The sequence below is a fragment of the Spirosoma areae genome (genome assembly GCF_054781775.1).
In genome coordinates this window covers 81,578-94,859 of record NZ_BAAGTT010000036.1, presented here as the reverse complement: position 1 = coordinate 94,859, position 13,282 = coordinate 81,578, and the positions used below count along the sequence as shown (strand labels likewise).

At 49.8% G+C, this 13,282-nt stretch carries 10 protein-coding genes and 2 pseudogenes; 3 read left to right on the top strand and 9 right to left on the bottom strand.

Going from position 1 to position 13,282, the window contains the following annotated elements:
• Nucleotides 1-14: 14 nt before the first annotated feature.
• From ACYVI1_RS21240 to ACYVI1_RS21200, 9 genes and pseudogenes are all read right to left on the bottom strand, one after another.
• Nucleotides 15-671, bottom strand: a complete 657-nt coding sequence (locus ACYVI1_RS21240) for a M48 family metallopeptidase (RefSeq protein WP_460912809.1) — start codon at nt 669-671, stop codon at nt 15-17.
• Nucleotides 671-3,733 (bottom strand): type I restriction endonuclease subunit R, encoded by a 3,063-nt coding sequence (locus tag ACYVI1_RS21235; RefSeq protein WP_460912808.1) that lies wholly within the window; start codon nt 3,731-3,733, stop codon nt 671-673. Before ACYVI1_RS21235 ends, ACYVI1_RS21240 begins: the two co-directional genes overlap by 1 nt.
• A gap of 2 nt (nt 3,734-3,735) precedes the next feature.
• Complete coding sequence (locus ACYVI1_RS21230; protein WP_460912807.1) at nt 3,736-4,947, bottom strand: restriction endonuclease subunit S; 1,212 nt, start codon at nt 4,945-4,947, stop codon at nt 3,736-3,738.
• Complete coding sequence (locus ACYVI1_RS21225; RefSeq protein WP_460912806.1) at nt 4,944-6,566, bottom strand: HsdM family class I SAM-dependent methyltransferase; 1,623 nt, start codon at nt 6,564-6,566, stop codon at nt 4,944-4,946. The genes ACYVI1_RS21230 and ACYVI1_RS21225 overlap by 4 nt, the downstream gene beginning before the upstream one ends.
• 36 nt (nt 6,567-6,602) lie before the next feature.
• A pseudogene (locus ACYVI1_RS21220) lies at nt 6,603-6,749 on the bottom strand (hypothetical protein); the annotation flags it as partial.
• A 26-nt stretch (nt 6,750-6,775) separates the two neighbouring features.
• Nucleotides 6,776-6,979 carry a type I restriction-modification system subunit M N-terminal domain-containing protein gene (locus ACYVI1_RS21215; RefSeq protein WP_460912805.1) on the bottom strand — a complete coding sequence of 68 codons (204 nt, stop codon included), beginning with the start codon at nt 6,977-6,979 and terminating at the stop codon, nt 6,776-6,778.
• Between the two features lie 207 nt (nt 6,980-7,186).
• Nucleotides 7,187-7,504: a nucleotidyltransferase domain-containing protein gene (locus ACYVI1_RS21210; RefSeq protein ID WP_460912804.1), complete on the bottom strand. Its 318-nt coding sequence runs from the start codon at nt 7,502-7,504 to the stop codon at nt 7,187-7,189.
• A pseudogene (locus tag ACYVI1_RS21205) lies at nt 7,501-7,947 on the bottom strand (nucleotidyltransferase substrate binding protein). Before ACYVI1_RS21205 ends, ACYVI1_RS21210 begins: the two are co-directional and overlap by 4 nt.
• 324 nt (nt 7,948-8,271) lie before the next feature.
• A complete protein-coding gene (locus ACYVI1_RS21200) occupies nt 8,272-8,529 on the bottom strand; it encodes a hypothetical protein (RefSeq protein WP_460912803.1) in 258 nt (85 codons plus the stop codon).
• 272 nt (nt 8,530-8,801) lie between these two features.
• Between ACYVI1_RS21200 and ACYVI1_RS21195 the strand changes: the two genes are divergently transcribed.
• The 3 genes from ACYVI1_RS21195 to ACYVI1_RS21185 all read left to right on the top strand — a co-directional run bounded on the left by ACYVI1_RS21195 (nt 8,802) and on the right by ACYVI1_RS21185 (nt 13,245).
• On the top strand, nt 8,802-9,977 hold the full coding sequence (locus tag ACYVI1_RS21195; RefSeq protein ID WP_460912802.1) for a glycosyltransferase family 2 protein: 1,176 nt from the start codon (nt 8,802-8,804) through the stop codon (nt 9,975-9,977).
• A 283-nt stretch (nt 9,978-10,260) separates the two neighbouring features.
• Nucleotides 10,261-11,043 (top strand): TolC family protein, encoded by a 783-nt coding sequence (locus ACYVI1_RS21190; RefSeq protein WP_460912801.1) that lies wholly within the window; start codon nt 10,261-10,263, stop codon nt 11,041-11,043.
• 9 nt (nt 11,044-11,052) lie between these two features.
• On the top strand, nt 11,053-13,245 hold the full coding sequence (locus ACYVI1_RS21185) for a GumC family protein (protein WP_460912800.1): 2,193 nt from the start codon (nt 11,053-11,055) through the stop codon (nt 13,243-13,245).
• The last annotated feature ends 37 nt before the right edge of the window (nt 13,246-13,282 follow it).

Below are 13,282 nucleotides of genomic sequence, written 5' to 3'. Positions count from 1 at the left end.
AACATGTTGCGTCTCTACAAACTATTCCCATACGTATCCAGCCAGTTAATGGCATCCCGATAGTCAGGATATAGTGATCGGAGCATTGTCCAGAATCGGCCGGTATGGTTCATAATCTGGGTGTGTATTAGTTCATGAACAATCAGGTAGTCAATCACAAATTCAGGGGCTTTAATAAGCCGCCAATTATAAGAGATGTTTTTGTCGGCTGAACAGTTACCCCACTTGGTACGCTGATTCCGAATAAAGAGTGCGTTGTAATTGAAATTCAGGTTGCGGGCGAGTTCTTCTGTGCGCTGGGTCAAATGCTGTTTGGCGAGCGCTTTATACCAACTTTCCTGGATGCGTTGATTCAGCAAATCGCGTCTGGCCCGGATGGTTTTATGGGTGTGGTCAACAGTAATCTTACGCTCAAAGCTGTCGTCGTAGAAATAGCTGTATCGGTTCCCAAAAAGCAATAACTGATTGCGTTGAAGTCGAATAACTGACTTGTTGCGGAAATAGCGAAGATGCTTTTCAATCCAGCGTTTCTTTTTCGCCAAAAGCAAATCAACTTCGTGCTGACCGAAGGTTTCGGGAATAATAACCCGTACCTGCCCGTTTTCGCTTACACGCAATCGGGCGTGTTTAACGCCCTTCTGTACAACAATATAATTTTCGGGAACCTGCATCAGGTAGCACTATATTCTTGAATCACCCGCTTCATCACCATCTCCAGCAACGGTTCATCGGTATCCAGACCAAGCGAATCAAACTCGTCTGATGCGGCAAAAACCTGAATTGCTAACCGCATTCGCTTTACCTCGTTGGGAATCTCCTGCCAGCCTATGTAAATTCGTTTTCGGATAACCGTATCCGCAACTCGTTGAGCAAAATCTCTGGCAAGCTGTTCGTTAAATTCTTCTTGCTGAGCGTTTCTAAGCGTCATGAAAATCTCAAAGGTGCCTTTATCGGCGAAGCCCATCCGCTTCGGCAACGAGATGACATTATCCAACTCACTATATAGCTCACCTAATTTTAGTAATAATTGCTCAATAGCCTGGCTCTCGGCCTGCTTCTGACGAATCAACTCATCCAAGCGATTCTGGAACTCAACGTACACCGCGCTACTGACCTCATTTTGCCGGATAACGGTTTCAATATCACGGATGATTTTCTCCGCTTTGTCCGACGGGCTGAGTTTGGTTGCTTTGAGTTGGTTGAGGTAGTCCGAATCAATCTTAATTTCTGGTAAATGGCCCCGAAAATCGAGCAGAGTGGTGCTTTCCTGAATTAGTTGGCGGGTTTTGGCCGCGTAAATCTCAGCATCGAAGTCGAGCCGCTTAAATTCCTCCAGATATAGTTCGTAGATGGTACTAAGCCAACGGTATCGGTCGCGGTGGTCGCGGAGTTTGGGATGGGGCGAAATAGCCTCCCAAAGCTGCACTACCTCGCGGTAACTGCCTTCAAACTTGCCGTGGTCGATCTGGTTGAGTACCCGAACAATGGCCATTGTGCAGTCATACGTGTCTTCGAGCATGATACCGGCGAACGGTTTGAACGCCTTTTCCAGAATGGATGGAAACTGCTCGACTAAGCTGTCAACATCTTCAAACTCGCCAATGTCTTCGGGATCATAGTTGAGCGATTCCTTATAGTTCTCAAATACACCGACATAATCCACAATCCGGCCATATTGCTTCGACAGACCCGACACCTTGTCATCATAAGGTCGGTTGGTGCGGGCTACGGCCTGCAACAGATTGTGGTCGCGCAGAGGGCTGTCTAAATACATGGTCTGCTCAATGGGCGCGTCGAAACCCGTTAGCAGCATGTTGCAGACAATAAAGATTTTCAGGTTGTTGCCCTGCTTTTGCTCGTCTTCGGTTATCCGGCGTTTGAACCGCGCAATCAGTTTCCGGCGCTCGTGGTCGTCTTTATTGTGGTCCTTAAATAGTTCGTATCGTTCGCCTTCGTCATACTGCCCTTCTGAAAAAATAATGGCAATTTCGGAGCGGTCAAAATAAGGTAGCAACTCGTTGAAATACAGAACGCAGGCTTCTTTGTCGCAGGCGACAAGCTGCGCTTTGTACCCCTGTGGTTCCACCACCGTTCGGAAGTCATTGGCGATGTCTTTGGCTAAGGTGCCAATGCGGTCGGGATGTTTCAGAAACACTTTCCAGGCCTGCACGCGCTTCTCAACCGCCTGTCGCTCGTCGTCGGTCAGGTCGGCGGTGATTTCATCGAAGCCCTGTTTAAGTTTGTCTTTGTCTAAAAACCACTCCTGCGGGCCGAACGTGTATCGAATCGGTACGGTGGCCCCGTCGTCAATGGCATCCTGAATGCTGTAGCGGTCCAAATAATGCTCGTAGCGGCCCGTCTCTTCGGCTACGCCAAATTCCTGATGGGTCTTGGGAATGGGCGTGCCCGTAAACGCAAATCGCCGGGCATTAGGCAACACGTTTTGCAGTTCAATCTGAAAATCGCCGTACTGCGTCCGGTGGGCTTCGTCAATCAGAATCACAATGTTGTCGCGCAGGTCCTGCCGACTGCCCAACTCGCGGAATTTCTGAATGGTGGTGATGAATACGCCCGCCGGAGCCGTGTCGATGATGTGCTTCAGGTCGCCGATGTTGTAGACCGACCGGGCGTTCGGAAACTCGCAGTCATCGAACGTACCACCAATTTGCTCGCGCAGGTCTTTGCGGTCCACCACGATGTAGACCGTTGGGTCGTTGAGGCCTTCGGTCTGCCGAAGTTTGGCGGCTGTGTACAACATCGTCAGGCTCTTGCCCGACCCTTGGGTGTGCCAGATAACCCCCTGCCGCAGGTTTGTGTCCATCACGCGCTGCACAATTTTGTTGGCGGCCCGGAGTTGCTGATACCGCGCTACTTTCTTGTGAACTTTGCTCGGCGACCGCTCAAAGACCAAAAAATTTTTGAGAATGTCGAGGACGCGGGCGGGTTGCAATAGGCCCACGATGGCGAGTTTCATCCGTTCGAGTACTTCACCATTGGGCAGGGTTTCGACCTCAAAATGCCACTGCCGGGTTTGCGGGTCCTGGCGAGTGCGGCAGAGGGTGCTGGTTGGGGCGAGCAGCGGGTTGTCATGCGTGGTGTCGATGGTGGTGTCTTTCCACTCAGCGTAGTAGGACGACGATGCGCCGGGAATACCGTATTTGGCGATGCGACCATTGCAGGCCACGCCAAACGCATGAACCATGAATAGCTTGTCGGCCCGCTGGTCGTAGGTCGAAAACTGTTTGACGCCCTCTAACCAGTTGGTGCCTTTGCGGGCGCGTTGCTTGGCCTCAATGGGCACCAGCGGTATGCCGTTGACCAACAGCACAATGTCGGTGATGACTTCTTTGCTGCCCTGCACCCGGTACTGGTTGGTGACGGTGAAATCGTTATTCCAGATGTTATCGAAGTCGATAAACCGAAAATCGCGGTCGTCGCCGTCTATGTTGATCGTAACGCCTTTGACCAACTTATCCAGAAACCGCTCGTTGCCCGCTAAGGGCGTGTTGTGGCTCAGGTGTTGGGTTAGTTGCTCAACCACCGTGCGGGCTACGGTTTCGCTGACTCCGTTGAGTTGCACCACTTTAGCCAGCAGAATCGGCTCAATGATGGGATTCGTGAGTGGGCGGTGATGCTTTTTTAAATCAGCGGGAGAGCAGTACGTCCAGCCCAATTGGGTGAGCCAATTGGTGACGGGCTGTTCAACTGCGCCCAGTTCGGAGAGTTGCGCCATTATTAGAGGGGTACAGGTTCGGTCAATTGGTCAACGGCCACGCGCACTTTACCCGTCAGCAGGTTCTGCATCAGCGACTTCTTCAGGCGTTCTAAGGTGGTGATTTTGGTTTGTTTGAATTTTATAGTAAGCTCAAACGAAGTAATATTTTTAGCAATCAGCTTTTGTTCTATCAAGTCGTTCGGAATGCAAAATTTAAATTGCCTAAAGTCACTTAGTGATAGATTGGCTCGTGCTGTCTCAACTTGGCTTCCAAGTAGTCGATTAACAGTTTCCGGCCATTGTAAGTAGTAGCTAATAAACAAATTATCATTTTCAGCCGAAGGACGGAATAAACAAACAGCTTGGTTAATATTAGCCGTTTCTACGGTAGAATGGAAAATACAACTTCTTCCAATAGAGGCACCAACGATATTTATAAGAATATCATTCTGACGTAACTGACTGTTTTTTAACTTAACATTAAACTCAATCGGAAGGTACTTTGGATCACTCAAATCTAAAAAGCCATCTCTCACATTTTCACTGGTGATAAAAAGAGTTCCGGTATCTTGGTATTCAAATCCTTGCCATTTTGGTGATTGTCCTTTGGTTATCAACGAAGTAATCTGCCATCCTTTTGCTATGACCCACCCCACCGGCACTTTACCAAACTTTGTGTCGGTGTAAAACTCGTCGTCGGTGCGTGGGGTGCCATCGGGTTTGAGTTTGCCGGTGAGGAGGTTTTGCATCAGTGCGCGTTTGAGCCGTTCAGCCGCCTGAATGCTGCGCCGGGTGGCTTCAATGGCCTCGTCCACTTTGGTTAGGATAGACGCAATGGCACGTTGTTCGTCAACTTCTGGAACTGAGACCTTTATTTTATGAACATCATTCCTGTTTAGTGTTGGAACAGTCGTCCCGGCGTAATACTGCTCAAACTTTAATGACTGAATCAAGTAGTAAAAGAATTTAGGATCGTTCCCTTTAAAGTCCTTGACGTACAAAGAAGTATTGTGCGGCCAAAAGTCTTTTTCAACGTAGAAAACGTTACCTATCGTACCAGATCGGCCCGTCGTAACACCCGGAGCTTTTACTTTAAATTCGCTGTGATAACCGTCAATTCCGTTTGACTTAACGACCGGGTATTCTCCTTTCTGTAATTGGTCGTCAGTCAAATCATGGCCTCTTTGCAGCACAATGAAATTTTTGAGTCTACCGTTTTGCCAAGTGGTCATATTAATTCAAATAATCTATCCAGTTCTTCTGAAGCAGAATCTTCTCTATTTATTAGGTCTTTGAATTCCGCAATCGCCGTTTTCAAATCAATCTCTTCCTCCGGCTCGAAGGTATCCACGTAGCGGGGAATGTTGAGGTTGAATTCGTTTTCTTCCAGTTCGTCCATGCTCACCACGGCAAAGTAGCGTTTGCGGAGGTCGGGGTTGGGCAGCATGGTTAGCAATTCCTGCTCCACGTCGGCGATGGCCCGGCGTTCTTTATCGGCCTGTTCGCGGGCAGCCCGGAGTTGGGCGTCGCGGGCGTTGGTTAGTTTGTCTAAGGCGGTCCGGGCCGTCAGGGCGGTTTTAAGCTCGGCAGCCGTGGGATTCTGGCGGGCGCGTTCTTTCAGTTCCAGCTTTTCCAGAGCGGATTGCAGGCGGCTTTCGGCGGCCCCGATGTCGTCGGCAAACTTCAGCTCGATTTCGCCGGTTTTAAAGGCCAGTTCTTCCTGAATCAACCCGCGCAGTCTTCCTTTCTGGCTCGTGATCCAGTCAGTCGCCACGTCCAGGTCGCCCCACGATTCCAGCAGCGTCGAGATACGCAGCACGTCGTGTGGCAGCAGGGTGTTCATGTTGGCTTCTTCGCGATACCAGCCTTCTTTGGCGGCATACACCATCAGCACCTTGTCGCGCCGGTCGGCGGGTTTGGCTTTGTTGAAGAACAGAATGGCCCCCGGAATGGTGGTGCCGTAGAACAGGTTGCCGGGCAAAATCACGATGGCGTCGATGATGTTAATACCCTGCGTAAAGTTGCCATCGACATCGGCAGGTCCCTGAAGCAATCCCCGGCGAATGAGGTATTCGTCGTCGGCTTTGCGGTTTTGCCCGTCTTCCTCCTCGGTTTTTTCGGGCTGCCCCCGGAAAAGTACACCCTGCGGGCAAACCACCCCGGCGCGGCCCGTGTCGTTCATAGACGCGACAATGTGTTGCAGAAACGCAAAATCACCATTGGAGAAGGGTGGAGTGCCGTAAACAAACCGTTCGTAGGGGTCGGTAAAGTCTTCTTTGCCCGGATAAATCTTTTGGGGCGACCCGTCTTTTTTGGTTACAGACGCGCCTTTTTTATCTTTTTTTACATCACCGTTTTTCCACCAGTCTTCCTGCGAGAAGGGAAAGTTAGCCGTCACCATGTCGAACCGCCGGATAGTCAGCGTGTTGTCATCTTCGCAGAATTTAGGGTCTTTGAGCGTATCGCCTTTTTTGATTTGGGCATCCAAACCGTGCAGCATCATGTTGATATTGGCAATAGCCCAGGTATTCCAGACGTCTTCCTGCCCGAAAAACCTGACTTCTTTAGCACTGCCGTAGTTCTGCCGGGCATATTTGGCCGCGTCAATGAGGAAGCCGCCCGACCCGCAGGTAGGATCGTAAGCGGTTTGGCCCTTCTGCGGTTTCAGATACCGAACAATTATGTCTACTACTTCCTGTGGCGTGTAGAATTGACCAGCCGTGGTGCCACCCTTATTTTCATCGGCAAACCGCTTAATGAGGTACTCATAAGCATCACCCAGCACATCGGCGGAAGCATTGCGATTGCTGAGGTCCACCGCGTCGAGGTAATTGACGAGTGAAGTTAGCACATCGGGGTGCAGTTTTTTTCCACCCGACCCATCCGGCGAGGGTTCATTCCAGCGAACGGTGTTAATAACGCCTTTCAGGGCCGGGTTTTGGTCAGCAATAGCATTAACGGCCTGGTGGAGTTTGTCGTTCTTCTTATCTGCCGATGCCCGCCGGACATCCTCCCAGAAAAACTCGTCAGGAATGATGAAGTCATGTTTCTGTTTAGCAATCAGGGTTTTTGTTTCTCGTTCGGCTCCGTGCCGTATTCGGCAATGAACTCACGGATACCGTTCTCAATTTCCCACTCGTAATTATCGGAAAGGCGTTTAAAAAATAGTAGGGAAAGAATGTAGGCTTTGTAATCTTCGACCTTATCGCGCAGGATGTCGGCCATCCCGAAGAGCGTACTGCCGAGTGCTTGTTTGGTAATCATGAAGGAGGTAAGTCAACAACTGAATCGGCTAAGTTATATCTTTTGCCGGTATTCTGTAAGCCGGATTTGGAGCCGGGTCAAAGAAAGTTTGAGCCGGTTAGAACTATACCCTGTCGATCAATGATTTGCAAAAGCAGGCTGGGTACTACGTTTACTAAATAAGGGCGGAGGCCCACATCCCAATCCACAAAACGACCGCAATGCCAATTACGTAGCAAGTAAATCGCGGCTATACAGGGTAACACCTACACGGTCAATATGTTCGCGTACATCGGGGTCGCTGATTTGCTGATAGATAATCAGGTCGAAGGAGAAGGAAAAGCTAAGTTCTTCCAGTTCATTATCCAGCCGAAGCAGGTCTTTAAATCGCAGGGATTCACCCAGCAGGGCCAGATCCACATCGGAGCCAGGTTTGGCCGTTCCTTTAGCTCGGGAACCAAACAGTACGGCCTGCTGCAGACGGGGGTTTTGTGCTATTACCCGCTTGATTTGTGCCAGTTGTGTATTAGTAAGTCCGTAAGTCATAATTGCTTGCTGTCAAAAAGCTCTCCCTGCGTTCCGTAACGCCCGCTACTAATGTTCTCCAATGTTGAGATTAATTTCTCGAATTCAAGGAAGTATTCATCACGAATCGCTTTGGCTATATCGTCGGCAGTTGCTTCATTGTACGTATGTGATGTTGCATTTCGGCTACTGACCATCTCCATCCAGGTATCACCATCAATAAGCAAACCTACCCGGTTACTGATTCTAAATGTGTCTTTTGAGCCAAGAATACCTGTGTGCCCCTGGTCTTCCAAAAGGTCTTTAAGTGTATTCTAAGCCAGTTCATAGGTAAACTGGAAGCATTTAATAAGTCCTTGCTGTTCCAGTTTTGAATAGGCTGGTAAGGTTACCGCATCTGCCAATTGAGCAAATGCCTTTTTAAAATTATTGAATCGCTGAAGCCAGCGGATGTCCTTTGCCATTGGTATAGTTCGTAGTCGCCTGTCGGTGATTTCTACTGTATCAGTTCTTTTAATTTCGCACTTTTTGTAAAAGAATGCTTCTATTTATTTCTCCGAGCCTATTTCTCGGTCTGGGATTAATAAGGCGCAAATATATTTGCTTTTAGGCTACAATAGGGGTGGGGAGTGAGCGGAAAGCGTAGTAAACCGCACAGGCAGTTCAGTTCCATAGAAATAAGGAGTTAAACCTGAGTTGGCAGGTAGAGAAACCAAATAGAAAATGCTTGATTACCTTCCTCAAAAAGAGGAATTGAAACTTAGGCGCTGGGTCCTTACCATTCCTCTCTACGTCGTCTGGCGTCGAATGGCGCCTTTTAGATAATTCTTCGCGGTTTGGCTGATAACAGCCGCATCGACTTCGGACACGCGGTCGCCCCGGTGTTCGTAGATCGTCACCTCCCCGGAAAGCACATCAAAGATGCCATAGGGCAACAGGTCAAATTCCTCGTAGCCCCAGAACAGGAAATCAAGCGCGTCGCCGGGGGTATCGAAACCCACCGCGTAATTGGTTTCCTGCTGGTCGAAAACAGCGATGTAGCGCATAAACAGTATACGTAAAAACGGCGACTACGGTTGCGTCGGGCAAGTGTGACGGGACACCCTGTTGGCGGTCTATATAGTAGAATTTCGTGCTTGAAAAGCCTTAAAGTCTTAGAAAAAGGCTTTGTTTTATAACTTTTCGTTGATTTTTTTGTGGTTTTTGAGTTGAAAAAAATAGTTGACTGGGTGCCAAATCATGTTTGAGAGACCCCGCCAGCCCGAAATTTATTAAGCGGTATATCGCCGAATTAACAACGAGAAGTTCCTGCTTGATTATGGCTGTGCTATACCTGATTTACCTTATTTTTCTGGGCATACTCTCGCTGAATGTGCTGCATTGGGTCGTGTTTGCCATTGCCGGCCGGTTGGGTCGGGCCGATGACCGCGATGTGATGCCTGCCCCCACCGTTTTCAGAAAAATTGGGGTTCTAATCCCCGCATACAAAGAGGATGCCGTTATTGTCGATTCCGTAAGCGAAAATCTACAGCAAACCTATCCGGCCCATCGCTTCGAGCTGATCGTTATCGCCGACTCGTTTCAGCCGCAAACGCTGGCGAAATTAGCTGCCCTGCCCATCAGGGTACTTGAGGTGTCGTTTGAGGTGTCGACCGTAGCAAAAGCCATCAATGCGGCCCTGTCCCGGTTACCACTCGACCAGTATGATATACTCGTTGTATCCGACGCTGACAACCATATGGCCCCGGATTTTCTGAGCCGGATAAATACGGCCTTCGCGCAGGGGTGGCGGGCCATTCAGGGGCATCGGGTCGCCAAAAATAGCAATACGAGTGTGGCGGTTCTGGATGCCATCAGCGAAGAAATTAATAACCATATTTTTCGGAAGGGCAGCCGGGCTTTAGGACTTTCGTCGGCAACGGTTGGCTCAGGCATGGCCTTCGAGCCGATGTTGATGAAGGCGGCCATGACCACCCAGCACACGATGGGCGGCTATGATAAAGAACTGGAAACCAACATTGTTCTGAGTGGTCATAAGATTGGGTATTTGGAAAAGGCCCTCATTTATGATGAAAAAGTAGCCCAAAAAGGTGTATTTGAAAATCAGCGTACCCGCTGGATAGCCGCTCAGTGGCAGTTTCTTACGTTCTATTTCTGGCGGGGAATACGGGAACTGCTGAGTGGTCGATTCGCCAGCGGCTTCAAGATTGTTCAGGCGTTAGTTCTGCCAAAAATACTGTTGCTGGGATTGCTGGTTATGGCCTTGATCATCGGTGTACTGCTTGGCAAGTGGCTGGCTCCCCTTATTTTACTACTGGCATTGAGTCTGAGCCTTCTTCTTTCAGTACCGGCTTATTTATGGAAACGGGTCACCCTGAAGGAGTTAGTCCTTGTTCCGGTGCTGCTGATGAGTTTCGTTCGGGCCGTATTCAACATGCGGAAGGCCTTTAAACGGTTCATGCACACGCCCCATACCGCTGCGCCCGACGCGTAATTGGCGACTAACTAATAATGATTCATTGAACCATCCTTGTTATGTGACAAAGTGAGACGGTAACAGTCAGAAGAGAAACAGAGCCTATCCGAACGCTGAATAAAACAGGGAATGGCCGAAAAGGGTGAAATCGGGCTTTGGTTTAAACATCCTATTTATCTATTCTTAAATAAGTAACTTAATCAATGTTTAGTTGGGCAGTGCATCGGGCTGTGGGCGTTGACAAATAAGTAATAGAATGACTAATACTGGCTTTCAATTTCGAGTGAACAGTACGTACCGAATGGCTTTTCTGCTGCTCTTCGGGCTCTTATCCGGCACAGTCAGTTTGGGGCAGAGCCGGGGTGCCAGAGGGTTCGTTTCGTTTGGGGCTGCCTCCGGCCTGGCCGACGATACGCTCTATCTCGACATTAATCAGGATATAGCCGTTCAGTTGATGCCGTTCGATGAGCTGATGAAAGTGGCCGTGTCCCACTCGCCGTTGATTAAATATCAGAACGAGGTGGCTAATTCATTAAGTGCAGGGCATGACATGGCCCGATTGCAGATTTTGCAGAATATCTCTGGGTCTGCTGGCTATTCGACCGGGAATCAGTCCCTTATTTTATCGGGCAGGTCGGTTGTGCCCGGCCAGGAGAACAGCGGGCAAATTGCCAACGGCTACCGGGTGGGCGTTGATGTTCGGTTGCCGCTGTATGAATTGTTTGGGGGGCGCAAACACCAGGTTCGGCAGGCGTATTCCAATTACCGGGCGGCTCTGATTCAGAAAGAAGCCATCGAGTTGCAGCTAAAACGGGAACTCATCACCATTTATCAGGACATGATTACGGCCCAGCAACTCCTGAAAATTCGGCTTACCGATGAGCAGGCATCACTGGCCGCCCTTCGGGTTGCTGAGGTGGAAATTCAGAAAGGGCGAATCAGCGCCGACGAACTGGCTGCCGTGACCAGCCGCTACATACAAACCAAGACAACCACTGAACAGACGAAAGGCGATTTTTTAAAGAATGTTCATTACTTTGAAGCCCTGATGGGCATGAATATCAAACGCCTGAAACGTAATTAAGTGAATCGTATGACAATTGAAGTTTTTCTGCGTCTTCTGAAACAGCATATACTCTGGTTCATTTTAATTCCGCTCGTCACGGCGGGAACCGCTTTCTGGGCCACCCGGAATGAACCTAAAGTATATAAATCGCAGGCTACGCTCTATACGGGCTTAGTGTCCCGGTATTCGCTGCTGTCGGATCGGCAAAGTGGCTTTACGGACCGGTCGGCCAGTGCGTTCGATAATATCCTGACAACCCTTAATTCGCGGGAAACCCTGCTGCAAATCGGTGTCGGTCTGCTGACCGACCACCTTCGGATCCAGCAACCCGACTCCTTCGTACTGGCTAATGCCGGGTATCAGAAACTGCATCAGGCCATCACGCCCGGTTGGGAAAGCCTGTATGCTATCGCTGCCGATTCGGCCCTGCTTCGTCAGAAGATTGACAGCTTAGCCAAAACTCCCACCGACAATCCCATTAAGAATCTGCTGTTGAAATCGAATTCTTATTATTCCATTCAGCATTTGGGGGAGAATATAAAGGCATCGGCCCGCAAAAATACCAACGATGTGCTGTTGATGGAATATGAATCCGACGACCCGGCGGTTTCCCAAAGGACGCTGCATTATGCCATCGAAAGCCTGAATAAACGCTATTCGATGCTTAAAACCTCCGAAACGAATTCGGTTATCGGCTACTACGAAGCGAAATTGGAAAAGGCCAAGAAAAAACTCGATCAGGCCGAAGCGAACCTCCGGGCGTTCAGTGAGAAGCACCAGGTACTCGATTACGAAGAAGAAGCCAAAAATGTAGCGTCATCCCGCGAAGCTCTCAACAGCGAATACAATCAGGAGTTGATGCGGAAGAATGCCGCAAAAGCTGCTTTAGAGGCTTTAAACAAGCGCATGGGGCAGCAGGGAAGCGTTCGGTCGGCGAATAATGACCTGGCCGACAAGCAGAAGAAACTGTCCGAAGCTGAGAATAAATTAGCCAATGCGAAAGCCTATGGTCAGTCGAAAGCCGTCCTGAATCAGTTGCAGGCCAATGTGAATCAGGCATCGGAAGAGCTAAAAGCCAGCGCCCAGAAATACGATGCCGCAGCCAACTCGAACGATGCCATTCCGACCCAGACGATGGCCGCCGACCGGCTGACCAAATCGCTGGAGTACGAAGAGTCGTCGGCCCGGCTGGAACTCTACGAAGAGCGGATGAATGAATTTCAGGCTAAAACCAGCGAATACGGGCCGTTAGGCTCCCAACTGCGCCAGCTTAACCGGGCGCTGGCCGTTGCCGAGAAAGAATACCTCGACCTGATTCAAAATGTCGACCAGTCGCGCACGCGTCGGCAGGATGTAGCCATTGGTGGAACGCTCGAAATCCTGGATGCACCTGAGTTCCCGTTGCAGCCCCTGCCATCCAAACGCCTGCAGTTAGTGGTGATTGGATTTGGCGTCGGCATTTTTATTGCTCTGCTGCTCACGGCCCTGCGGTTCTGGTTAGATAAACGGATTCAATCGCCGGAGCAGGGTGAAGCCATGATTGGGCTGCCCATCACGGCCCTGTTTCCAACGGTTGCCAAACCACTGGTGTTCACGCGGGCAACGATGGCCGCGCGGAGTATGTTCGAGCAATTGTTCAATGCAATTAATATCGAAGTCACCCAGAACACCACGAAAACCTATCCGCCTATTATCACGCTGTTCAGCATCCGCTCGAAGCAGGGAAAAACCTGGGTGGCCAACGGCCTGATTCAACTCTATGAAAATGCCGATCAGCGGGTGGCTTACTGTTATCCGCGAGCGTCGGACAAGGAGCAACGGCAACACCGGCATGGGATTACGTATTTTCCCTATACTATCCGCCCCGATTTTATGAATGTGACGGGTATCGACTACCTGATCGACTATAACTTAGGTTTCGATGCCTCGCAGTTCGACCGGGTTATGCTGGAACTGCCCGCGTTGATTAATAACCAGATTCCGGTGTATCTGTTGAGAAGCAGTGCGTTGTCGCTGTTGGTGGTCGATGCCAACAGTCCCTGGGCGCGGGCTGAAAAGCAACTGCTGAGCATGTATGAGCGCGTGACGAACCAGCCTATCCTGACAATCCTGAACCGGGTCGAAGGAAATCAGGTGGAGGTTCCCCTCCGGGCCGATGCCATGCAATCACCTGTTAATCCGATAAATTCATTGCAATCCCAGCGAAATACGCTTAGCTGATTGGAAGACAACGGTAGATTCGTTAGCTTCTATTGAT

Bases quoted from the DNA above. Each gene is read 5' to 3' on its own strand.
- ACYVI1_RS21240 (WP_460912809.1), bottom strand. From the start codon at position 671: ATGCAGGTTCCCGAAAATTATATTGTTGTACAGAAGGGCGTTAAACAC.
- ACYVI1_RS21200 (WP_460912803.1), bottom strand. From the start codon at position 8,529: ATGCGCTACATCGCTGTTTTCGACCAGCAGGAAACCAATTACGCGGTG.
- ACYVI1_RS21235 (WP_460912808.1), bottom strand. From the start codon at position 3,733: ATGGCGCAACTCTCCGAACTGGGCGCAGTTGAACAGCCCGTCACCAAT.
- ACYVI1_RS21215 (WP_460912805.1), bottom strand. From the start codon at position 6,979: ATGATTACCAAACAAGCACTCGGCAGTACGCTCTTCGGGATGGCCGAC.
- ACYVI1_RS21230 (WP_460912807.1), bottom strand. From the start codon at position 4,947: ATGACCACTTGGCAAAACGGTAGACTCAAAAATTTCATTGTGCTGCAA.
- ACYVI1_RS21185 (WP_460912800.1), top strand. From the start codon at position 11,053: ATGACAATTGAAGTTTTTCTGCGTCTTCTGAAACAGCATATACTCTGG.
- ACYVI1_RS21195 (WP_460912802.1), top strand. From the start codon at position 8,802: ATGGCTGTGCTATACCTGATTTACCTTATTTTTCTGGGCATACTCTCG.
- ACYVI1_RS21210 (WP_460912804.1), bottom strand. From the start codon at position 7,504: ATGACTTACGGACTTACTAATACACAACTGGCACAAATCAAGCGGGTA.
- ACYVI1_RS21190 (WP_460912801.1), top strand. From the start codon at position 10,261: ATGGCTTTTCTGCTGCTCTTCGGGCTCTTATCCGGCACAGTCAGTTTG.